This window comes from Nocardia takedensis NBRC 100417, from assembly GCF_000308695.1.
Lineage (GTDB): Bacteria > Actinomycetota > Actinomycetes > Mycobacteriales > Mycobacteriaceae > Nocardia > Nocardia takedensis.
This window is the reverse complement of sequence record NZ_BAGG01000249.1, coordinates 1-23,283: the sequence shown is the minus strand read 5'-3', so window position 1 is coordinate 23,283 and position 23,283 is coordinate 1. Positions and strand designations below refer to the sequence as shown.

General features: G+C 71.2%; 17 protein-coding genes and 1 pseudogene. 13 read left to right on the top strand and 5 right to left on the bottom strand.

Features of this window, described 5'->3' with window-relative positions; genetic code table 11:
- The first annotated feature begins 1 nt into the window (after position 1).
- The 8 genes from ON30_RS30275 (at position 2) to ON30_RS30240 (ending at position 10,705) form a co-directional block, all read left to right on the top strand.
- Positions 2–1,402: a dihydrolipoamide acetyltransferase family protein gene (locus ON30_RS30275; RefSeq protein ID WP_040712985.1), complete on the top strand. Its 1,401-nt coding sequence runs from the start codon at positions 2–4 to the stop codon at positions 1,400–1,402.
- Positions 1,403–1,405: 3 nt separating this feature from the next.
- The gene (locus ON30_RS30270) at positions 1,406–1,660 is read left to right on the top strand and encodes a hypothetical protein (protein WP_040712983.1); all 255 of its coding nucleotides are present in this window, start codon (positions 1,406–1,408) and stop codon (positions 1,658–1,660) included.
- A gap of 1 nt (position 1,661) precedes the next feature.
- On the top strand, positions 1,662–3,074 hold the full coding sequence (locus ON30_RS30265) for a phosphoribosyltransferase family protein (protein ID WP_063719975.1): 1,413 nt from the start codon (positions 1,662–1,664) through the stop codon (positions 3,072–3,074).
- 75 nt (positions 3,075–3,149) lie between these two features.
- Positions 3,150–3,593 (top strand): CBS domain-containing protein, encoded by a 444-nt coding sequence (locus tag ON30_RS30260; RefSeq protein ID WP_040712982.1) that lies wholly within the window; start codon positions 3,150–3,152, stop codon positions 3,591–3,593.
- A gap of 37 nt (positions 3,594–3,630) precedes the next feature.
- Positions 3,631–5,673 carry an erythromycin esterase family protein gene (locus ON30_RS30255; RefSeq protein ID WP_040713007.1) on the top strand — a complete coding sequence of 681 codons (2,043 nt, stop codon included), beginning with the start codon at positions 3,631–3,633 and terminating at the stop codon, positions 5,671–5,673.
- 29 nt (positions 5,674–5,702) lie between these two features.
- Positions 5,703–6,716, top strand: a complete 1,014-nt coding sequence (locus ON30_RS30250) for a 1-phosphofructokinase family hexose kinase (RefSeq protein WP_063719974.1) — start codon at positions 5,703–5,705, stop codon at positions 6,714–6,716.
- Positions 6,717–6,725: 9 nt separating this feature from the next.
- Positions 6,726–9,254: a glycoside hydrolase family 65 protein gene (locus ON30_RS30245; RefSeq protein WP_051030173.1), complete on the top strand. Its 2,529-nt coding sequence runs from the start codon at positions 6,726–6,728 to the stop codon at positions 9,252–9,254.
- 89 nt (positions 9,255–9,343) lie between these two features.
- Positions 9,344–10,705, top strand: coding sequence for a wax ester/triacylglycerol synthase domain-containing protein (locus ON30_RS30240; protein ID WP_040712980.1), 1,362 nt, complete (start codon positions 9,344–9,346; stop codon positions 10,703–10,705).
- A 12-nt stretch (positions 10,706–10,717) separates the two neighbouring features.
- On the opposite strand, the gene ON30_RS30235 is transcribed toward ON30_RS30240, so the two are convergent.
- Complete coding sequence (locus ON30_RS30235; RefSeq protein WP_051030172.1) at positions 10,718–12,076, bottom strand: wax ester/triacylglycerol synthase family O-acyltransferase; 1,359 nt, start codon at positions 12,074–12,076, stop codon at positions 10,718–10,720.
- A gap of 486 nt (positions 12,077–12,562) precedes the next feature.
- Here ON30_RS30235 and ON30_RS30230 point away from each other — a divergent pair, with 486 nt between their 5' ends.
- A complete protein-coding gene (locus ON30_RS30230) occupies positions 12,563–14,920 on the top strand; it encodes a flippase-like domain-containing protein (RefSeq protein ID WP_245554293.1) in 2,358 nt (785 codons plus the stop codon).
- A 122-nt stretch (positions 14,921–15,042) separates the two neighbouring features.
- Entirely contained in the window at positions 15,043–15,705 is a 663-nt protein-coding gene (locus tag ON30_RS30225; RefSeq protein WP_040712978.1) for a DUF2267 domain-containing protein, read from the top strand.
- A gap of 6 nt (positions 15,706–15,711) precedes the next feature.
- Here the strand turns inward: ON30_RS30225 and ON30_RS30220 are convergent, their stop codons facing one another.
- Positions 15,712–16,347, bottom strand: a complete 636-nt coding sequence (locus ON30_RS30220) for a hypothetical protein (RefSeq protein WP_157183952.1) — start codon at positions 16,345–16,347, stop codon at positions 15,712–15,714.
- Positions 16,348–16,553: 206 nt separating this feature from the next.
- Here ON30_RS30220 and ppsA point away from each other — a divergent pair, with 206 nt between their 5' ends.
- Positions 16,554–18,848 (top strand): phosphoenolpyruvate synthase, encoded by a 2,295-nt coding sequence (gene ppsA, locus ON30_RS30215; protein ID WP_040712977.1) that lies wholly within the window; start codon positions 16,554–16,556, stop codon positions 18,846–18,848.
- Positions 18,849–18,930: 82 nt separating this feature from the next.
- Here the strand turns inward: ppsA and ON30_RS30210 are convergent, their stop codons facing one another.
- Positions 18,931–19,269: a sporulation protein gene (locus ON30_RS30210; RefSeq protein WP_040712976.1), complete on the bottom strand. Its 339-nt coding sequence runs from the start codon at positions 19,267–19,269 to the stop codon at positions 18,931–18,933.
- Positions 19,270–19,467: 198 nt separating this feature from the next.
- Here ON30_RS30210 and ON30_RS30205 point away from each other — a divergent pair, with 198 nt between their 5' ends.
- Positions 19,468–20,457, top strand: coding sequence for an Acg family FMN-binding oxidoreductase (locus ON30_RS30205; protein WP_051030170.1), 990 nt, complete (start codon positions 19,468–19,470; stop codon positions 20,455–20,457).
- Between the two features lie 7 nt (positions 20,458–20,464).
- Here ON30_RS30205 and ON30_RS30200 read toward each other — a convergent pair whose 3' ends face one another.
- Positions 20,465–21,367 carry a universal stress protein gene (locus ON30_RS30200; protein ID WP_040712975.1) on the bottom strand — a complete coding sequence of 301 codons (903 nt, stop codon included), beginning with the start codon at positions 21,365–21,367 and terminating at the stop codon, positions 20,465–20,467.
- 118 nt (positions 21,368–21,485) lie between these two features.
- Positions 21,486–22,484, bottom strand: coding sequence for a zinc-binding alcohol dehydrogenase family protein (locus ON30_RS30195; protein ID WP_040712974.1), 999 nt, complete (start codon positions 22,482–22,484; stop codon positions 21,486–21,488).
- Positions 22,485–22,680: 196 nt separating this feature from the next.
- Between ON30_RS30195 and ON30_RS30190 the strand changes: the two are divergent.
- Positions 22,681–23,283, top strand: a pseudogene (locus tag ON30_RS30190) (Acg family FMN-binding oxidoreductase); the annotation flags it as partial.

The following is a 23,283-nucleotide window of genomic DNA, read 5'->3' as shown; positions in this document are numbered from 1 at the left end:
GATGGCCGAGTTCCGCATGCCTTCCCTGGGCGCCGACATGGCAGAGGGGACCTTGCTGCGCTGGTTCGTGCACCCCGGTCAGACCGTGCACCGAGGCGACATCGTCGCCGAGGTCGACACCACCAAGGCGGCGATCGAAGTCGAATGCTTCGATGACGGCGTCGTCGGCGCGCTGCTGGTTCCGGAAGGCGAGACGGTCCCCGTCGGCGCCGTTCTGGCGACGATCGATACCGACGCGTCGACGCGAATCGACACCGCCACCCAGGCACCCACCGACACCGCGCAGGCACCCACCGATGCCACCGCGCAGGCGCCCACGGCGCCGAACTCAACGGTGCGCGCGACGCCACTGGTCCGGCGACTCGCCGACGAGGCCGGCCTCGATCTCGCCCGCGTGCACGGGTCGGGGCCGGCGGGACGTGTCCTGCGCGCCGACGTCGAGCGGGAGGCGGCCCGGCGGACGACCTCCCGCGAAGCGAAGGGCCTGCCCACGGAGTCCACCGGTAAAATACGCGTTCCCACCGAACATTTCGTTCGCGCCTCGGGCTATGCCCGGCGACTGGCCGCCGACGCGGACCTGGCGCTCACCGATATCGTGGGCTCCGGCCCGAACGCGGCGGTGCGTGCCGTCGACCTGTCGGACGCGCGCGCGAGAACCCCTGTCACCGAACCGCCGCGCCCCGAGGACACCCCCGTGCCCCAGGGCGCCCCGGCCGACACCGCGCCGAGTCACCGAGCAGACCCCGACGCGGTGCGCGCGCTCGTCGCCGCGGCGATGACGCGCTCGAAGCGGACCGTTCCGCACTACTACCTGTCCAGCACCATCGATCTCGCGGTCGCCGTGGAGTGGCTGCGCGAACGCAACCGGCGGGTCGAGGTGAGCGACCGGATGCTCGTCTCGGCCCTGCTGCTGTGCGCCACGGCGCGCGCGGCCGAGCGGATCCCCGAACTCAACGGGCATTGGGTCGAAGACGAGTTCCGGCCCGCCGCCGCCGTTCACCTCGGCGTGGTGGTCTCCGTGCACGGCGGCATCGTCCTGCCCACCATCCCCGACGCCGACACTCTGAGTCCGCCCGCGATGACCCGCGCGCTGCGCGAGATCGTCACCCGTGCCCGCGCGGCGCACCTGCGTGCCGCCGACACCGTCCCGGCGACGATCACGGTCACTAACCTCGGTGACCTGGGAGTCGACGCGGTCTTCGGCGTCGTTCCGGTGCCGCAGGTCGCCATCGTGGGCTTCGGGGCGGTGTCCGACCGGCCCTGCGCGGTCGGCGGCATGCTGGGCGTCCGTCCGCAGGTGTGCGCGACGCTGTCGGCCGATCACCGCGCCAGCGACGGCGCGCTCGGCGCGCGCCTGCTCAACACCGTCGCCGAGTCGCTGAGACATCCCGAGGAGTTGTGAACCATGACCAGCCGAGCCCCTTCGCGTGCCGACGCCGAGAACACCGTCCGCGCGGCACTGCGCGGATTCGCCACCGACGCGGAGATCGAGACACTCGACCTCGACGTTCCCCTGCGCACCACGCTCGAACTCGATTCGATCGATTTCCTGACCTTCGTCGAGCGTCTCTCGGCGGCGAGTCGCCGGATCGAGGAGAGCGACTATCCCCGCCTGCGCAGCATCCGATCGTGCGTCGAGTTCCTCACGGAGGCGACTTGAGATGACTACGTGGGGCGTTGCGCGTTTCGAGGACCGCCGCGACGCGGGACGGCGACTGGCGGCCCGGCTCGAACACCTGCGCGGGGAGGATCTGGTCGTTCTGGGCATCCCGCGCGGCGGCATTCCCGTCGCGCACGCGGTGGCGGTCGCGCTGGCCGCGCCGCTGGACGCGATCATCGTCGGCGAACTGCGTGTTCCCCACCAACCCGAAGTCGGCTACGGCGCGCTGAGCGAGGACGGCGACGCCGTCGTGGACAACCGGATCGTCGACCGCGCGCGACTGACCGACCACGAGATGCGCCACGTCGAGCAGACCACCCGAGCGGACCTGCTGCGCCGGGTCGCCGACCTGCGCGGTGTGCGGCCGCGCTTGGCGCTGCTGGATCGGACGGCACTGATCGTGGACGACGGCATCGTCACCGGCGTGAGCATGCGCGCGGCCTGTCGGGCCGCCCGCGAGCGCGGCGCCCGCCGTGTCGTCGTCGCGGTGCCGGTGGCCGCCCGGTACGCCTTCCCGCTCCCGGACGTCGACGAGGTGGTCAGCCTGCTCACCCCCGCCCACCTCGGCGCGCTGGGCCACTGGTATCGCCACTTCGATCAGGTCACCGACGTCGAGGTCACCGACTGCCTACGCCGCGCGGCACGCCGTCTCCCCTACCCCGCGCCCCCGTTCGACGTGGACGAACCGCCGCCGCTGCGCGACGAACCGATCCGCGTGCCGACCGCGGATGTCGCGGTCTTCGGACAACTCACCGTCCCCGCGGAGCCGATCGGCGCCGTGGTGTTCGCCCTCGCGAGCGCTCACGCCCGATTCAGCCCGCGCACCCGCTACGTCGCCGGACGCCTCCGACATGCCCGGATCGCCACCGTGTCGGCGGACCTGCTCGCCCCCGACGAACACCTGCGCCGCGAGCACGTACTCGCGATAGCCACGCTGACGCAGAGGCTCGTCGAGACTCTGCGGTGGTGCCGGGGCCTGCCCGAACTCGACCATCTGCCGATCGGCTGCTTCGGCTCGAACACCGGTGCCGCCGCGGCACTGCTCGCGGCCGGGGCCGGCGCCGTCGCGGTGGACGCCGTGGTCTGCCAGGCGGGTCGACCCGATCTCGCCGGTCCGGCGATCACCGAGGTCCGCGCCCCGACACTGTTCATCGTCGGCGGCCTGGACCGCGGCATCCTCGAGGCCAACCGCCGCGCCGCACGCGAGATGACGTGCCGGACCACGGTCCGTGTTCTGCCGGAGGCCTCGGAGCACTGCACCGAACCCGGCGCTCTCACCCAGGTCGCCGACTACGCCGAAGAGTGGTTCGTCGACACGTTCACCCAGACCGACCGCGACGGTCACCGCCCGGTGCGGGCGCGGACCCACGGCGGCGGCGCGCGGACCCTGCCGGATGGTCGACCGTCGCCGTGACCTTCTGCCCTGTCGGTTCCCGTCCGACCGTCGAATGATCGACATCACCCCACCAACTCCGGAAGGACTCCAGCGATGACCACAGTGCGCGACATCATGCGAACCGACGTCCAACACATCGGTGTGCGCGACACCATGGCCGCGGCGGCGCAACAGATGCGGCGATACGACATCGGCGCCCTGCCCATCTGCGACGGCGAGAACCATCCGGTCGGGATCGTCACCGACCGCGACATCGTCGTCCGGGTGGTCGGCCACGGCGCGAACCCGGCGACCACCACCGCGGGCGAGATGGCCCAAGGACAGGGCGGATTGCACACCGTCGAGGCCGACACCGACATCGATGACGCGATCGTCCTGATGGAGCAGTGTCGGATCCGGCGTCTCCCGGTCACCGAGGACGGCGTCCTGGCCGGAATCATCACCGAGGCCGACCTCTCCCGGCACCTGTCGGAGAACACGGTCGGCGAATTCGTCGGCGCCGTCTGCGCCGCAGACCTGCCGGTCCGCGGCGTGTAGGCCGGACCGGACCACCCCACGGCGAATGGAGGCCGCGATGACCGATGTGAGAGATGACGCGCCCCACCGCGTCTTCCGGGACCGGCACGAAGCGGGCCGCGTACTCGCCGAGTTGCTCGAGCACTACCGCGGCACGCCGGATCTGCTCGTGCTCGGCCTGCCCAGGGGCGGAATCCCGGTGGCCTGGGAGGTCGCGGCCGCGCTGGACGCGCCGCTGGACGCGCTGGTCGTGCGCAAACTGGGCGCGCCCGGCAATCCGGAGTTCGCCGTCGGCGCGCTCGCGGAGGGCGGGCGGATCGTGCTCAACGACGACCTGGTCCGCGCGCTGCGTCTGCGCGGCGACCAGATCCGCGCCATCGCCGCCACCGAGGCCGAGGAACTGCGTCGACGGGAGGCGGCCTACCGTTCGGGGCGCGGGCCGATCGAGGTGACCGGTCGGACGGTGATCCTCGTCGACGACGGACTCGCGACCGGCGCGAGCATGGTCGCGGCCATCCAGGCGATCCGCGCGCGCGAACCCGCTCGCATCGTCGTCGCGGTGCCCGCCGCGCCCGAATCGTCGTGCCGCGAGATCGCCGCCGCGGTCGACGAGATGGTCTGCGCGACGGTGCCGTCCCCGTTCCGCGCGGTCGGTGAATCGTTCTGGGACTTCACCCAGGTCACCGATGACGAAGTGCGTGCGCTGATGTCGGCCTCGACCACCGGCGTCGCCGTTCCCCCCGTCGACGCCGTCGAGACCGTGCGCGCGGCGGCTCTGCCCGCCCCCGGCGGGGTCCCCGCCGACGAAGTCCTGTCCGATCTCGTGGGCAGTGCCCAGATCGTGCTCCTCGGCGAGAGTTCCCACGGCACCCGCGAGTTCTACGCGGCGCGCGCCGCGATCACCCGATTCCTGATCGAGGAGAAGGGATTCACCGCGGTAGCCGTCGAAGGCGACTGGCCCGACGCCTACCGGGTCAATCGCTACGCGCAGGGTCGAGGCGAGGACACCGACGCGGAACAGGCGCTGCGTGGGTTCGAACGATTTCCCGCCTGGATGTGGCGCAACACCGAGGTGCGCGATTTCGTGACCTGGTTGCGCGAGCACAATCTGCGGCAGGCCGAGCGGGATTCGGCGCGCACCGGGTTCTACGGACTCGATCTCTACAGCCTGCACCGTTCGACGGCCGCGGTGATCGACTATCTCGACACCGTCGATCCCGAAGCCGCCCGACGGGCCAGACAACGCTACAGCTGTTTCGACCACACCGGCGGGGACGACGGTCAGGCCTACGGGTTCGCCGCCGCCTTCGGCGCGGGCAGATCCTGTGAGGACCAAGCGGTCCGCCAGCTCGTGGAGTTGCAACACCTCACGACCACCCACACCGATCTCGACCCCGCCGCGGCCGATCGACGCTTCGACGCGCTGCGCAACGCCCACGCGGTGTGCGACGCGGAGGGCTACTACCGTGCCATGTTCGGCGACCGCGTCGACTCCTGGAACCTGCGCGATCAACACATGGCCGACACCGTCGAGGCACTGCGCGAGCATCTGCGCTATCGCGACACCGATCCGACCGTCGGACCGCTTCCCGAACCGGTGCGCCTCGTGGTGTGGGCGCACAACTCCCACGTCGGCGATGCCAGGGCCACGGAAATGGGCGCGCAAGGACAGCTGACGTTGGGTCAGATCGTCCGCCAACGCCACGGCGCGGCCTGCCGAACGATCGGCTTCAGCACCTGTGGCGGCACCGTCACCGCGGCCGAGGACTGGGGCGGCCCCGCACTGCGCCGCACCGTGCGCGAAGCCCTGCCCTCGAGTGCGGAGGAGCTGTTCCACGACACCGGCATGGGCGAATTCGTGCTGCGACTGGACCAGCCCGGGGACGTGAGCGACCTGCTGCGTCACCCGAGACTGCAACGCGCCATCGGGGTGATCTATCGGCCGGGTACCGAACGCCAGAGCCACTACTTGCACACCCGCCTCGCCGAACAGTTCGACGCCGTCGTCCACATCGACCGGACCACGGCACTGGAACCTCTCGACCCGAGCGTCGAGTGGACGACCGGCGTCGTCCCCGAGACCTATCCGTCCGGATTGTGACCCATCTGCCCGAACCGAGGAGCGCAACGGTGAACGACTCGCGGGAGGCGGCCGTGGTCACGGCGACCGTCAACCCCACCATCGATATCAGTACGACCACCGCCCGACTGGTCAGCGGCGGCAAGAATCGGGCACGACCGCCGAGTGTGCAGGCCGGCGGCGGCGGCATCAATGTCGCGCGCGGCCTGCGCGCCCTCGGCGGCTCGGTGCTCGCCGTGCACACCCGCGGCGGCGAGGCCGGACGCCAACTGGACCGACTGCTCGACGAGGAAGGCATCGACCATCTGGGCGTGGACATCGCCGGCGAGACCAGGACCGCGTTCGTCGTGGGCGAGGAGTGGACCGGCCACAGCTACCACGTCGTACCGCCGGGTCCGGTGCTCACCGATGCCGACGAGCGCCGGTTGCTCGACGCGGTGGCCACGGCCGCGGCGCGGGCCCGCTACCTCGTCGTCACCGGCGGCGCCACCCCGCATCTGCGCGACGACTTCTGCGCCGACCTCGTCGCGGCGGTAGCCGCGACCGGGGTGCGCGTCGTCCTCGACATCGCCGCGCCCCAACTCCGCGAGGCGCTGGTCGGCTCGGTCTTCTTGATCCGGCTGGATCGCGAGACCGCCGCCGAGTTGATCGGCACACCGATCGAATCGTTCGCCGACGCGCGCGCCGCCAACGATCAACTGCTCGGCAGCGGCGCGACCGAGCACGCCGTCACCACGGTCGGGGCCCTCGGCGCGGTGTACTCGTGCGCCGAGGCGCATCACGAACTGTGCGCGCCGGCCCTGTCCGCGGGTCCGCGCAGTGACACGTGCGCCGGTGACAGCCTCGTCGCCGCCCTGACCTACCGACTCACCCAGAGGAACGACCTCGTCGACGCGTGCGCCTACGGGGTCGCCGCCGCGGCCGCGACCGTGGCGCTGCCGGGAACGCGGATGTTCGCCCCGGAGGATGTCGACCGTCTCGCAGGCGAGGTTCGCCGGACGCGGCGACCGCGCCTCGTGCGCCTCGTGCACAGCGACTCTCGTCTCGCGCCGGGCGCGCGCTGAGGATCACCGATGTCGCACTCGTCACCCGGTAGCGGAGTCTCTCCTCGCGCCGCGCCCGACCTGTCCGCACCGACGGCCGAATTCGCCGTCGGCGACGCGGACCCCCACACGGCAACGCGACGCGAGGACCGATGGTGCGCGGGCGCCACCGCCGAACCCGGCGGCTGGAACCTGCGCTACGACGACTGGGACCCGGACCGCGAGGGCACCCGCGAGGCGCTGTGCGCGACCGGCAACGGCTACTGGGCCACTCGCGCGTCGGTTCCGGGATCGACGGCGGACGCGGTGCACTATCCCGGCAGCTACATCGCGGGGATCTACAACCGGTGCGTGACCGAGGTCGACGGTCTGCCGGTCGAGACCGAACACTTGGTCAACACCCCGGACTGGACCTTCCTGCGGATCCGCGCCGACGACGGCGTCGAGCTGTGCCCGGGCGCGCCCGAGATGATCGAGCATCACCAGGATCTCGATCTGCGCACCGGGACCCTGACCCGCACCGATCGCTACCGCGACAGCCGTGGACGCACGACCCGGGTCACCACCCGCCGGTTCCACTCGATGGCCGAGTTCCCGCTCGCCGCCATGGAACTCGTCCTCGAAGCCGAGGACTGGGACGGCACGCTCGCCGTCGTCTCGGCGACCGTGGCCGACGTCGCCAACCGCAACGTCGCCGCCGACCGCGACCTCGCCCACCGCCACCTGCTGCCCGGGGCGCACGAATTCCTCGACGCCACCACCGTGCTGCATGTCTCGACCACCGATCAGTCCCGTATCGACGTCGCCGTCGCGACGCGGACCCGACACGAGGACCCGCGACATCGACCGCGCAGGCTCAGCCGCACCGACCGCCCCGGCCTCGAATTCGCGGTCACGGTGCGGTCCGGGCGGCGCGTCGTCCTCGAGAAGGTCGCGGCCGTCGCCACCAGCCGCGACCGCGCGCTGTCGACGGCGGCGCGCGAGGCCGCCGCCCGCCTGGCCGCCGCCCCCGGATTCGCCGAGCTGCACCACGCGCACGTCCGGGCGTGGACGCGCTTGTGGCGACGTTTCGGTATCGGGCTCGGCGACGGACGGCGGCACCGATTGGCACTGAACCTGCACGTCTTCCACGTCCTCCAGAGCACGGCCGCGGCGGGGCCGGACACCGACATCGGCCTACCGGCGCGCGGACTGCACGGCGAGTCCTATCGCGGCCACATCTTCTGGGACGAACTGTTCGTCTACCCGATGCTGACCCTGCGCAGTCCGGGTCTGACCCGAGCGTTCCTGAACTACCGACACCGGCGACTGCCGCACGCCCGCACCGCCGCTCGGCGACTCGGGCTCGACGGGGCGCTGTTCCCGTGGCGCAGCGGCAGCGACGGCCGGGAGGAGACACCCACCGCCTTGTTCAACCACCGCACCGGACGGTGGATGCCCGACAACTCCCATCTGCAACGCCACGTCGGACTGGCCGTCGCCTACAGCGTGTGGCAGTACTACCAGACCACCGCCGACCTGGGCTTCCTCATGGACTCCGGTGCGGAGATACTCATCGAGGTGGCGAGGTTGTTCGCCGCCTCGGTCACCCACGACCCGGTCGAGGACCGCTACGACCTGGCCGGGGTGATGGGGCCCGACGAATACCACGACGGCTACCCCGACACTCCCGGATCGGGAGTGCGCAACAACGCCTACACCAACATCCTGACCGCGTGGGTGCTGGTCCGAGCGCGCGAGGTTCTCGACATCCTCACCGGACGCGACGTCGACGCGCTGCGCGAACGCCTCGCGCTGCGCCCGGAGGAGCCCGATCACTGGGATCGGATCAGCAGGCGACTGCGCGTCCCCTTCCACGCCGACGGCGTCCTGAGCCAGTTCGACGGTTACGAGGATCTCCTCGAGTTCGACTGGGACGCCTACCGGAACCGGTACGGCAACATCGGGCGACTCGACCTGATCCTGAACGCCGAAGGTGACAGCACCAACCGCTACAAACTGTCCAAGCAGGCCGATGTGTTGATGCTGTTCTACCTGTTCTCCGCCGAGGAACTGCGCCAGATCCTCGAACGCCTCGGCTATTCGCTACCGCCCGAATCGATCCCACGCACGGTCGACTACTACCTTGCCCGCACCAGTCACGGTTCCACGCTGAGCCGCCTGGCCCACGCCTGGGTCTCGGCGCGCACCGACCGTGCCGTGTCGTGGGATCTGTTCGCCCAGGCGTTGGAGGCCGATCTCAGCGACACCCAGGGCGGAACGACGCGCGAGGGCGTGCATCTGGGCGCCATGGCGGGCACCGCCGACATGGTGCTGCGCTGCTACGGCGGCGTCGAAACCCGCCACGACACGCTGCGACTGCACCCGGTGCTTCCCGCCGATCTGCCCGCCGTGGAGTTCACGCTCGGCTATCGAGGCCAACCACTGACCGTGGAGATCGACCACACGCGGGTCCTGATACGTCTGCATCCCAGCGCGGCGGCTCCCATCCGCGTCCACATCGAGGAAGCGGAGAAGACCCTGGCCTCCGGTCAGAGCTGGGAAGTGCCGCTGCGTTGACCGGTCCCGGCCGAGCACTCTCCTTGGTCCTCGCAGCGTGAGCAAGAGTCCTCTGGCCCGGGCCCCCTCGCGGCGCGCAGGCTCGATCCATGACGAGCACGGACGTCGCCGAAGTCCACCTGAGCCAAGCGGATCTGTTCGCCCGGCGGATGGAGAAGGACCCGATCCTGCGCTCGACCATCGCCTCGGTTCTGGTTCTCGACACCGAACCCCGGTGGCCGGATCTGTTGGACGCCTTCGAGCGGACCTGTCGCCTGGTGCCCAGGCTGCGGCACGTGGTGGCCGAGATCCCGCTGGGGCTGGCCCCGCCGCGCTGGCTGCCCGCCGCCGACTTCGACCTGTCCTGGCATGTGCGCCGCGTCGGACTGCCGCCACCCGCCGAACTGCCCTCGGTGCTGGAATTCGCCGGACGCGAGATCATGACGGCCTTCGATCCCGTCCGTCCGCTGTGGACCTGCACCCTGCTGACCGGAATGTCCGAGGGACGCGCCGCCGTGGTCCTGAAGATCCATCACAGCCTCACCGACGGCATCGGCGCCGTCCGCATCGCCGAACAAGTCCTGGACCTCACCAGGGCAGGGGGCGACCGGCCCGCGCTCGCCGAACCGGGCGCCGAGACGCGCGGCACGATCGCCGCCGTCGCGGCCTGGCATCGCGCCGCCGTCGGCGGCCTGCTGCGCCGGGGTCCGAGCGCCGCCCTGGCCACCGTGGGTCGCGCCGTCACCGACCCGCTCGGTCTGGCACGCGACGCCACGACGCTCGGGCGGTCACTGGCGCGGATGACCAGACCCGTGACCACCACGCTGTCCCCGGTGATGACCCGCCGCGGCACCGGCCGACGACTCGAAGCGCTCCGAGTGCCCTTGGCGGATCTCACGGCCGCCGCGCGACGCGCCGGATGCACCGTCAACGATGTGTTCGTCACCGCCGTACTCCTCGGCGCGCACGAGTACCACCGCCGCCACGGCGCCGCGATCGCCGCCCTGCGCCTGACCATGCCGATCAGCGTGCGCGCACCCGAGGATCCGCCGGGCGGCAACCGGATCACTCTGTCGCGCTTCACCGTGCGGACCGAGCCCGACGACGTGGACGCCATGGCGCGCGCGGTGCACCGGCTGATCGACCACCAACGCCGCGAACCCGCGATCGCGTGGTCCCCGGCCGTCGCCGCGGTCCTGAACCGGATGCCCAGCGCCGTACCCGCGGCGATGCTCGAACACGTCGACCTGGTCGCCTCGAACGTGCCGGGCTCCCCGGTGCCGCTGTACCTGGCGGGCGCCCGGGTCGATGCCGTCTACGCGTTCGCGCCGACGCTGGGCACCGCGTTCAACGTCGCGCTGGTCTCCCACGTCGGCACCTGCTTCATCGGACTCGACGTGGACACCGCCGCCGTGCCGGACGCGCCCGTCCTGCGCGAGAGCATGGAGTACGGCTTCGCGGCGGTGACCTGAACACGTGCCGGGTCATCGCGTCGGCGCCCGCGCCCGACCGCCCGATTCGCGCACCCGGTCGAGCAGTTCTCGGGTGCGGGTCTCGATGTCGGCCGCGAACTCGGCGATGTCGGGCGTGGAGTCGTAGTCGCCGGTGACGCCGAATCGCAACTGGTCCTGATAGCTCAGGACCCCGATGCCCATACGCAGTCGCATAGCGATCGGCACGTAGGCCGACAGTTCCAGGACCTCGCGTCCCGCGAAGGACAGCCGGCGCTTCGGGCCGGGCACATCGGTCACCAACGCGGCCACACCGTGCTGGGGAAAGCGCAACAGCAGCCGGATCAGGCGGGAGGTGGGAGCGAACGGAACCAGCCCCGCGAGCGTGATCAGCGTGCTCGCGGCACCCGTCTCACCGCTGTGCTTGTGCGCGCGGGTCGCGGCGTGCACGGCGGTCAGCTGTTCGAACGGGTCGGTCGACCCGACGGGCAGCACCGGAAGCATCAACGAAACCTTGTTGCCCGGTCCACGATCGGGTCCTGGCGACCGCGTCGAGACCGGGGCCAGCACACGCACCGTCTCGGCGGCGGGATCCTCGCCGCGCCGCTCCAGCAGTGACCGGAAGGCGCCGGCGAGGACGGCCAACGCCACGTCGTTGACCGTCGCCCCGAACGCCGCGCCGATCTCGCGGACCTCGCTCAAGGACGTCCGCGCCACCGCGTAACGCCTGCGAGCGCCGATCGGGCCGTTCAACGACGTGTCCGGGGCCGGACGCACGACATCGACCACCAGAGGCACCGTCGCGCGCGCCGTCCGGTAGAACAGGCGCGGGACGTCGACCGGCAGCCGCATCCCGGCCGCCAGCAGGTCGCGTGGACCGCGCGCGGCGCGGGACCGCCGTGCCGCCACCCCGGAGGGTGCGCCGTGCTCGTCGCAGAAGCGCTCGAACAGCGCGATCCCCGACATGCCGTCGACCATGCTGTGGTGCGCCTTGACCAGCATCGCCCAGCGGTCGCCCGCCAGATGCTCCACGACCACGCATTCCCACAGCGGGCGGTCACGGTCCAGACGCTGTTCCATCAGCGCGGCGACCGACTCGAACAACGCGGCGTCGTCGCGAGGACGCGGAACCGCGGTCCACCGCAGGTGCCGGGTGAGGTCGAAGTCGGGGTCCTCCTCCCACCGCGGGGCGGCCAGATCCCACCGCGCGCCGCGCACCCGCTCTCGCAGCCGCGCGTCCACGGTCACCCGGCGAGCCAGTTCCGCGGTGAACTCGGCACGCGAGGGAGGTGCGCCCGCGAGGATCGCCACAACGCCGATGCCCGCGCTGACATGGCGGTCGGTGTCCTCCAGTTCGAGGAATCCCGCGTCCAGCGGACCCAACTCGGTCATCATCGATCCCCGCCCCGCGCGGCCTGTGCGGGCGGAGTCGCCGGTCCACGCCTGCAACCGAACGCGGTATGGATGCTCGCCATCATCGCTCCTCTTCGAGCCGTACCCCGACACTGGCACCGATCGGACCGTCACGACAAGGGGCATCGGTCCTCACCGACCGGGGCCGCGGACCTCGCCCGCCCGAGCCTTCCCCCGGCCGACGGCGATAGCCCCACATATCGAGGACCAAAGCCCGCCGTACGCACGCCTGCTGCCCCTCTAGTCTCTAGGACACCAGTCGGAAATCGCCGAGGGCCCGATCATGGCGAGGCAGGAGCGGAGTCCGGCGGTGTTCCATCGACCGAACATCGCCCGGCGCGCCTGGTCGGGATCCCGAGGGCAGGTCCAGACGACAGGAGTGTTCGCCGTGCCCGACCCGTCGGCGGGGAGCGCCGCACCATGACCGCCGACGCCACGTCGAGCTCCGTCACAGGAGAGCGCCACGTGGCAGCCTCGACCTACCCCGTGGTCATCCGTCGTCATCCCGGCGACCTGATGCGCGTGGCTCTGGGCGTGCTCGCTCTGGCCGTCGCCACCGCGCTCGCGCGGCACGCCCGTGTGCCGCGCCTGGAAGTCGACCTGTTCCACGTGATCAACGACCTGCCTTCCTGGCTGACGCCCGTGCTGTTCGTGGTCATGCAGCTGGGCTCGCTCGGCGCGGTGGTCGCGTCGACAGTCGTCGCCGCGGCCGGACGGAAGCTCCGACTGGCACGCGACCTCGCGGTCTCGGGCGTCCTCGCCTACGTCGCCGCCTTGGCGGTCAAATCGATCGTGGGACGCGCGCGTCCGGACACGCTGCTGACCGAACTCACCTTGCGCACCCACCAAGGCGGGCTCGGTTTCGTCTCCGGCCACGCCGCCGTCGCCGCGGCACTGGCCGGTGCGGCCGCGCCGTGGCTGCCCCGCCAGTGGCGACGACTTGCCTGGGCGGGTGTGGCGGCGGTGGGCATCGCGCGGGTGTTCGTGGGCGCGCACTGGGTTCTGGACGTCCTGGGCGGTACAGCGCTCGGATGGACGGTCGCCGCGGCCGTGCATCTGCTCTGGGGAGCGCCGGTCCGTCGGTGCGAACCACCCGCCCTGACGAAAGCTCTCGCGGCAGCCGGACTTCACCCGGTGACGGTCACCCCGGTGCGATGGGACGCGCGAGGATCACGCCCCTTCCTGGTCACCACCGAGAACGGTTCTCGAAACGAGTTGTTCGTCAAGGTGATCGGCTATCACGAGCGCGACGCCGACCTGCTGTTCAAGGTGTTCCGGCATCTGGTGCTGCGCGAACTCGAGGACGAGTCACCGTTCAGCACGCCCAAACAGGAGGCCGAGCACGAAGCGTTCGTCGCGCTGCTGGCCCACCGCGTCGGGGTCCGCACACCACCGGTGATCTGTGTGGGCGTAGCGGGCGGCGGGGACGCCTGGCTCGCCGAGCAACGGGTGTCGGGGCGGGATCTGGCGCGCGCGCCCACCTGTGCGCTCACCGACGAGTTGTTGTCGGCCACGTGGTGTCAGGTCGCCTTGCTACGGGCGGCCCACATCGCGCACCGGGACCTGCGACTGGCCAATGTGCTGGTCGATGACAACGGCGATCCGTGGCTCATCGATTTCGGCTTCGCCGAGACCGGGGCTTCCCAACGTGGACTCGACGCCGACGTGGCCGAACTCTTGGTATCGATGAGTCTGCGTGTGGGCGCCGAACGCAGTGTGCGCTCAGCGCTGCGCGTCCTCGGCCGCGACGCACTGCTGGCCGCCGCGCCGCGACTACAGCCGCTGGCGTTGGCCGCGGCCACCCGCTCGGCGGCCCGCCATCAACGCGGATTGATCGACGAGGTCCGTACCACGCTCGCGACCGCGACCGACACCAGGCCCGCTTCACCGGCGCCGATGACGCGATTCCGGTGGCGCACCCTCGGGTGGATCGTGGCCACACTGTTCGCGACCTATGTCCTGCTCCCCCAGGTCGGGCAGCTCGGCCGTACCATCGCCACCCTGGACGAAGCCCGGTGGCAATGGCTGCTCGGTGCCGCCGCCATGTCCGCGCTGAGTTATGTGATGGCGGCGTGCGCGCTGATGGGCGTCAGCCCGCGTCCCCTGGCCCTCGGACGCACGATCGCGGTACAGCTGGCCACCTCTTTCGCCAACCGTCTCGCGCCGTACGGCATCGGCGGCACAGCGGTCAACGAGCGCTATCTCGAACGGTCGGGGCTGGCCCGCGACACCTCGGTGGCCGCGGTCGCCGTCCTCGCCGCGACCGGAGTGGTCCTGCACCTGGTCCAGTTGCTCGGCGCCGGAGTGTGGCTGGGGCAGTCGCGGCAGTTGCTGGACTCCGCGCTGCCCTCGGGCTGGCTCCTGCTCCTCGGCTTCGCGGTGGCCATGAGCGCGATCGGCGTGGGCGTCGCACTGCTCCTGCGCAGACCCGACTGGCTCGCGCGACTGCGAGGCACGACCACGACGATGACCGCGGTGCTGCGCAGGCCACGCGCGGCCGTGCTGTTGCTCACCGGTCAATTCGGCGGGAACGTCGCCTACATCGCGGCGCTGGGGTTCTCGGTCCACGCCTTCGGCGGCGCCCCGTCGGCGGCGCTGCTGACCGCGGTGTACCTGGGCGGGTCCGCGCTCGGCGCTGCCAGCCCGACACCGGCGGGCCTCGGCGTCGTGGAGGCTTCGCTGGTCGCCGGTCTGCTTGTGGGCGGCGTGCCTGACACCGCGGCGATCGCGGGCGTGCTGACCTATCGGTTGCTCACCTTCTGGCTGCCGGCCGCGCTCGGATTCTTCGCGCTGCGCGCACTGGAGCATCGTCATCTGCTGTGACTCGCCGGGACCATCGCCCCGCACCGGCGCGACCTTCGTCCCTTGGGCAGCGCGCCGCACCGGAGCACGCTGATCTCCAGGACACCGCCGACATCCGGCCCCACCCGCCAGGAGGACACACCATGTCGCATTCGGCCGACCCCTTCGCTCCCGCCTACCAGGTAGCGCACCGATGGTTGCGTGCCGTCGCCGACGGACTCGGGACCGACGATCTCGTGATCGCCCATCGTGCGCTGCGCGCGTGGATGCACACCGTGCGCGACCGGATCGGCGTCAGCGCGTCCGCGCACCTCACCGCGCAACTGCCCGAAGTGTTGCGCGGCGTCTACTACGAAGGCTGGACGCCGGGGCTGGGACCGATGACCCACGGCCGGGCCGCCTTCATCGATCACTTCGCCAGGATCGCCGACATCGATCCCGACGAGGTCGGCCCGGTCGCGGGGACCGTCACCGCCGTACTCTCCGAAATGTTTTCCCCCGGCCAGATGGACCGGGTATTCGCGGTGTTGCCGCTGCGGCTGCACGGACTCCTGTGCGGTGCGCGCGTCGAGCGACGGTCCGTGTCCGAACCGAGGGTGATCCCGGTCGAGGCCGAGGACGATCCGATCCCCGCGCTCCAGGACCGGGTGCGCGCGCTCGGCGACGCGGTCGCCGCCCTGGCACAGGGACTCGAACAACTCCCGACCGACGCCGAGAACACCGACCGGACAGCATCGGCCGCCCAGAAGGCGCATCGAATCCTGCTCGGTGAAGGACTTTTCGCCGCACCCGCACGCCAGGATTGAAACCCGCTACCGGGTCCGGGCGGAGACCAGCCGTACCAAGAACCAGCCGGTGACCGCGGCCATCGACGCCGCCATCAGCACACCTCCCACGATGCCGATGGCGACTACCGCGGCCGTGTCCTGTCCGGGCTGCCACAGCGGTGTGGTGAACGCGGTGAACACGGCCAGACCGGCCAACCAGGCCACAGCGGTAGCCCAGATCCACCGCGTGGCGCCGTCCGCGTGGGCGCGTAGCACCACCCACTGTGCGACACCGATCGACGACAGCAGCACGATGCCGCCCACCGTCACGACGGGCGCCATCAGCAGAACGGGCCACCCGGCGAACCCGTCGGTGAGGATCGGCACGACACCCATCGACCAGGCCACGAGCGCACCGGCGGCCGTCGCGGCCACCCACGCCGCCGGACGCAGACCGGTGAAGACCATACGCAGGACGTACGCCTGGAACGACCCGAGCACGATTCCTTCCACCGTGCCCGCGACCAGGAGCGCGACTGCGTTCACCGGCGCGTCGGCATGCACGGTCAGCGCCGCGATCGTCGCGGGTACGGCGAAGCCGAGGAACTCTCCCACCGTCACGGTGACGAACCACCGCCACCACAGCGCATCGCGACCTGCGCTCACTCGATCATCGCTCACAGCGACCAGCGTCATCCGCGTCGACGGCGCGCGACAGTGGCGAAAGCCCCCGCCTCGGCCGCTTTCGGCTCTCGTGTCGAGTCGGGACCAACGACGACCCGGCGCGGGTCCTTCGGCCGTAGCCTCCGAGCGCGCGCGGAATCGAGGCTTACAAGGACAGCTGAACCAGCAACCGCGATCGACACGCGCGAGGCGAGGGAGTCGAGATGGGCGACTTTGTGGCCGGATTCGAAGAATTGCGGCTCGGCGATGCCGACCGGGCGGGCGGCAAGGGCGCGAACCTGGGCGAGTTGGTGGCGGCCGGCCTTCCGGTTCCGCCGGGATTCGTCCTGCTGCGCGCCTGCTACGAACACGTGATCCTCGACAGCCCGGCGGGCGCGGAGTTGGACCGCCTGCACGCCGAAGCGCTCACTACGGTCGCCGACACCGCACGCGTGGCCGAATTGTGCGACCGGATGCGCGATCTGGTGCACGACGGCGTACTCGACGACGGCGTGCGCTCCGCGGTGCTGCGCGCCTATCACGGCCTGGGCGACCAGATGCCGGTAGCGGTGCGCTCCTCGGCCATCGGTGAGGACAGCGCGACGTCCTCCTTCGCCGGGATGAACATCTCTCGCACCAACGTGCGCGGTGACGACGCTCTGCTCGCCACCGTGCTGGACTGCTGGGCCTCGCTGTTCAGTCCCCGCGTGGTGACCTATCGGGCGCGCCGCGGACTGCGCGGCCATCCCGTGATGGCGGTGGTGGTCCAGCGCATGGTGCTCGCCCGCACGGCAGGGGTGGCGTTCACCGCCGAACCCGCGTCGGGCCGCCGGGACCGGGTCGTGGTCGAGGCGGCGCGCGGACAGGGCGAGGTCGTCGTGTCCGGCGCTGTCGAACCCGACACCTACGTCTTCGACACCGACGGCCCGACCCTGCTCGAGACCCGACTCGGACGCCAGAGCCACGCCGTCTTCGCCAGTCCCGACGGAGACCGGAGAGTCGAACTGTCCGCCGAACAGACCACCGGAGCGGTCCTGACGGAGAAAGAAGCCGTCGAGGTGGCGCGACTGGCGCTCGAGGTGCAGCGACATCACCACGGCATCCCGCAAGATGTCGAATGGACCTTCGACGACACGGCGCTGTGGCTGGTCCAAGCCCGCCCGATCACGACCTCTACCCGAACCGGTGGCCCTGACAGCAGTACCATCTCCGCTCAGACGGTGGTGCGCGGCCTCGGCGCGGCCCCGGGGACCGCGACCGGACCGGTCCGCGTCCTGAACTCTCCCACCGAAGGCGCGCGACTGCGCGAGGGCGAGGTCCTGGTCGCGCCGATGACCAACCCGGACTGGCTGCCCACGCTCAATCGCGCCGCCGCCGTCGTCACCGACAGCGGCGGCATGACCTGCCACGCCGCCATCGTCGCCCGTGAACTCGGCGTCCCCTGCGTCGTCGGCGCACGGACCGCCACCACGACCCTCACCGACGGTCAGGTGGTCACCGTCGACGGCGCGGCCGGAGAAGTGCGAGTGGGCGGCCCGCCCACGGTGCGCGCCGCGACCGCCTCCCCGGCGCCCGGTGGGGATGTCTTATCCGAACCGACCGCGACCCGCCTCTACGTCAACCTCGCCCTGCCCGAAGCCGCCGAACGCGTCGCGAAGACCGATGTCGACGGCGTCGGACTGTTGCGCGCGGAGACCTTGCTCACCCAGGCGCTCGACGGCCGACACCCCCGCGACCTGATCACGCACGGCGAACAGCGCCGATTCATCGACCGGATGGCCGACTCGTTGCTGCGCATCACCAACGCCTTTGCCGGCCGCCCCGTCGTCTATCGCGCCTCCGACCTGCGCGGCAACGAATTCCGCGCGCTCATCGGCGGCGCGGAATACGAACGCGAGGAACACAATCCGATGATCGGCTACCGCGGCTGCTACCGGTACGTCATGGATCCGGAGGTCTTCGCGCTGGAACTGGCGGCCCTGGCCCGCGTGCGTGAGCGGAGCCCGAATCTGCACCTGATGATCCCCTTCGTGCGGACCCGCTGGGAACTGGAGTCCTGCCTGGAACTCGTCGACGCGAGTCCGTTGGGACGACAGCGCGGAATGCACCGCTGGGTCATGGCCGAGGTTCCCTCCGTGGTGCACTGGCTGCCCGAATACGTCGGCCTCGGCATCGATGGGGTGTCCATCGGCAGCAACGACCTCACCCAGTTGATGCTCGGCGTCGACCGCGACTCCGAACAGTGCGCCGACCTGTTCGACGAATCCGACCCCGCGGTGCTCGACGCCATCGCCCGTATCGTGAGCACCGCCCGCCGCCTGGGCATCACCTCGTCCCTGTGCGGGCAGGCGCCCTCGAACCGACCGGAATTCGCCGAACACCTCGTCCGCCTGGGCATCACCTCGGTCTCGGTGACCCCCGACGCCGTACCCGCCGCCCGCCGCGCGATCGCCGCGGCCGAGCGGCGACTGCTCCTCGACCACGTGCTGAACGACCGCGACACCGACCCGAGGCACTGATCATCGGCCACCGCCCGCGTCGGGCGATCCGTCGCCCGACGCGGGCGCTCCGAGAGTTCGGCACGCGCCGGCCCCGGCGGACCTATCGTTTCGGCGAGCGCGCCAGGCGGCTCCCCACGACGATCAGCGCGACCGCGGCCACCCAGCCCACCACCGCGATCACCCTGTTGACATCGACGGCGGGTCGCCAGCGCAGCTGCCCGTTCTCGATCACGAACGCTCCGACGGGTTTGGCGCCCACGCCGAATCCGACACCGCTCCCGCCTTCGCCTTTCTCGTCGGTTCCCCCGCCGCCGCCACCGGCCCCGGATACCGCGGCCGCGGCGATGACCGTGAGGCCGTCCTTCTCCCACGGCTCGGCGTACACCCGCTTCGCCGTCAGCGAATCACCGGCCTTGGCCAGCACCTCTTCGACCTTCATGACCGACTCCTCCTCGACAGGCTGTCGGACCGGACGCCCGACCCGATCAGTGTCGAACCACCGCGCTCGGCGAACGCAGAGGCGATGGTCCTCGGCCGCAGGGGCGAGTGACACCGGTCGCCGACTCGTGACGAAGGTCCTCCCGGGTCGGGCGCTATGCCCGTCGTCGCCCGCGATCCGGTTCCCCAGACTCGATGTATGACCAACAGCGACCTCTCCACCAGGCCAGATCGTTCCACGGTGCTCGAGGCGATGGCGACGGCGGGACGCGCGCCTTCGGTGCACAACACCCAACCCTGGCGGTGGGTGCTGCACGGCGCGGACCTGCGGTTGTACCGCGACGACAGCAGACTGCTCGAAGTCGCCGACCCGGCGGGCAGGCAGCTGGTCATCAGTTGCGGGGCCATGCTGCATCACGTCCGCACCGCCTTCGCCGCCGCGGGCTGGCACACCGACACGCTGCGCGTGCCGGACCCGAAGACTCCGGGGTGGCTGGCCACCGTCGAGTTCCGACCCTGGCCGGAGCCTCCGCCGGGTGTGCTGGCGCGGGCCGCGGCGATCGCGCGCAGGCGCACCGATCGTCTGCCGATGCGCGAGCCCGAGCACTGGGACGAGTTGCTGGCCCGGCTGCGGATGTTGGTCGGGCACCTCGAGGTCGGCGTGGACGTCCTCGACGACGCGGCGCGTCCACGGCTGGCCGCCGCCTCCGAGCATTCGGCGGCCACGCAGCGCTACGATATGCAGTACCAGAGCGAGTTGCATTGGTGGACAGCACATTCGATGCCGAAGGAGGGTATTCCGCGCGAGGCGCTGGCCTCCGACAGCGAGGCCGAGCGCACGCCGATCAGCCGAGCGTTTCCCACGGTCGAGCACGCCCCGCGCCACGGCGACATCGAGGATCGATCCCGGTTGCTCGTGCTCAGCACCGACGCGGATTCCGTCCTCGACTGGCTCCGCGTGGGCGAAGCGCTGTCGGTGGTCCTGCTCGAATGCACCGCCTCGGGCGCGGACACCTGCGCGCTGACCCATCTGACCGAGTTGCCCGCCGCCCGCCGCGTGCTGTCGACGATGCTGAGCCGTCCGGGCGTGCCGCAGGTGGTGATCCGCATCGGCGCCGAGAACACGGGTCTCGACGCCCGGATGACACCGCGCAGGCCGGTCGCGGAGTACCTGAGCGTCGCCGACTGAGCCGCGCTCAGGCGGGCTTGTCGCTTCGAACGATCAGGATCGGGCATTCGGCCGAGTGCAGCAGCGTGTTGCTCGTCGATCCGAGCGTCATGGTGGCGAAACCACCGCGCCCGTGACTGCCCACGACGATGAGCTGCGCGTTCGCCGATTCGTCCAGCAAGGCGCGAGCGGGCCGGTCGCACAGCACGATCCGCCGGACCTCGACATCGGGATAGCGTTCCTGGAAACCGGCGAGTTGTTCACCCAGCAACGCGTGCTCGGACCCGCGGACCGCGTCCCAGCCGGGCATCGGCAGCGTCAGAGCGGTGGAATCGCTCCACGTGTGCAAGGCGGTGAGGCCGACTTTGCGCAGCGAGGCCTCGGCGAAGGCGAGTTCGATCGCCGGTCGACTGTTCTCGCTGCCGTCCACGCCGACGAGCACCGGCCGCATCCGCCAGTCCTCGGTCAGCCCGGCGATGTCGTGCACGACCGCGACCGGGCAGTGTGCGTGTCGCGTGACGGCCGTGCTGACCGAACCGAGCAGACCGCGCTCGAACGCGCCCATTCCCCGGGAGCCGACCGCGAGCATCGCCGCACGCCTGGAGCGCTCGATGAGCAGGGGACGTACCTCTTCGAATGCCACCTCGGTGCTGATCCGCGGTTCCGCGCCGGGGACGGCCGCGCGGGCGACCCGGGCGGCCTCGGTGACGATCGCCTCCCCCTCGCGTTGCAGGTATTCGATATCGGCTTCGGTGAGGGTCAGCCCCGGACCGTAGCCCTCGGGCAGACCCATCGAGGTGAGGATGTGCAGGGGCCACCGGCGGGTCGCCGCGGTGGCGGCCGCCCATGCCGCCGCCTGGTAGGCGCTCGCCGAACTGTCCACCGCGGCCAGCAGATACGGGCCGTTCGCGGGTGCCGAGTTCTCGTCCATCGTCTCGCCTCTCGTCGTTGTCGTCGATGCTCGGTGCCGAGCATCCCCCGTCGGGGTGGCCCGGGGGCAGGGACGAAGGTCCCGGTTCCGACGGGCCACCGACCCCGACGTCGGCGGGTCACGGAATCAGGACCGCCGCGCCGTCGAAACGTCCGTGCGCCAGATCGCTCAGGGCGCGGTCGGCGTGGTCGAGGGGGTACCTGTGTGTCGATACGCGCAGGGGATGACGGGCGGCGAAGTCCAGGAACTCGCGGGCCTGGGCTCGGGTGTTGGCCGTCACGCTGCGGATCTGCTTCTCGCGGAACAGGTGTCGCTGATAGTTCAGCGGACCGACGTCGGTCAGGTGGATGCCCGCCAACGCCAGTGTGCCGCCGGCGTCCAACGCCTCGAGCGCGGGCGGCACGAGTTCGCCGGCCGGGGCGAACATGATCGCCGAGTCCAGCGGCTCCGGCGGCGGGTCCGCCGGCCCCTGCACGGACTCCGCTCCCAGCGCGAGCGCCAGTTCGCGCGCCGCGTCGCCTCGGGTCATCACGTGCACCCTGGCGTGTCGCGCCAGAGCCACCTGGGCGGTGATGTGCGCGCTGCCGCCGAACCCGTAGATCCCCAGCACACCCCCCTCGGGCAGTTGCGCGCGCCGCAACGCGTGGTAACCGATGATGCCCGCGCACAGCAGCGGGGCCAGGTTGTCGTCGGAGTACCCGTCGGGTAGGCGGAGCGCGTAATCGACGGGGACCGTGGCGTATTCGGCGTAGCCGCCGTCGGCGTCCCATCCGGTGTAGCGGGACTCGGGACACAGGTTCTCCGCACCGCGCCGACAGTACCGGCACACCCCGCAGGTGTGGCGCAGCCAGGCGATCCCCACCCGGTCGCCCACCGCGAAGTCCGTACGGTCCGAGGGGGCCTCGATCACCTCTCCCACGACCTCGTGACCGGGCGTCACCGGTCGTCGGTGCACGGGCAGGTCGCCCTCGACCACGTGCAGGTCGGTGCGGCAGACCCCGCACGCGAGCACCCGCACCAGCAGTTCGTCCGGGCCGGGTCGTGGGATGTCGAGCACCTCCCGTGTCAGCGGGTGCTCGTCGACAGGTCGGGGATCGCGCACCGTCCACGCCAGCATGAACTCATCGTGCCGGCTCGGGCGGATGGTCGCAGGTGTCGGAGTGCTCCGTGTCCGGTGACCGTCGTCCGTCGTCCCCGTCCGCGCAGGTGGCCGTTGGTCCCGCGCCTCGGGGCACTGCGCCCCTGCCGCGCGGGCGGCGCCGCCGACCAGACTCGACACCACACCGCCGCACACCGCGGACGAGGAGACGACGATGGATCTCGCGACACCGGAGGAACCGACGGTCCGCGCGGCGCTCGAACAAGCGGACCGGGCGCCGTCACTGCACAACAGTCAGCCCTGGCTGTGGCGATGGGACGGTCGGCGGCTCGGACTGTGGGTGGACCCGCGGCGGATGCTGCCCTCGACCGACGCGTTCAACCGGCAAGGCGTCATCGGCTGCGGAGCGGTGCTGCACCACGCGGTGACGGCCTTCGCGGCGACGGGGTGGCCCGCGCGTGTCGAGCGCTTCCCGCGCCCGACCGATCGCGCCTGCCTGGCGACGCTCGAATTCGAGCGTCGTCGCGAACCGGCCGAGGGCGACCGCGAACTGGCCGACGCGATCGAGCAGCGCTACACCGACCGCGAACCCTACGCCGCCGACGACCGGTGGCCCGACCTCGTTCCGGTCCTGGATGGGCTGTGCCGCGACCGGGACCTGCGGTTGGCCGATATCGACGACACCACCCGCGCCGTGTTGGCGCACGTGTCCTGGACCGCCTCGGCCACACGCCGCCGCGATCCGTTGTACCAGGCCGAACTGTCGTGGTGGCTCGGTGCCGCCGGGCCCGCCGCCGGCGTGCCCGCCTCGGCCCTG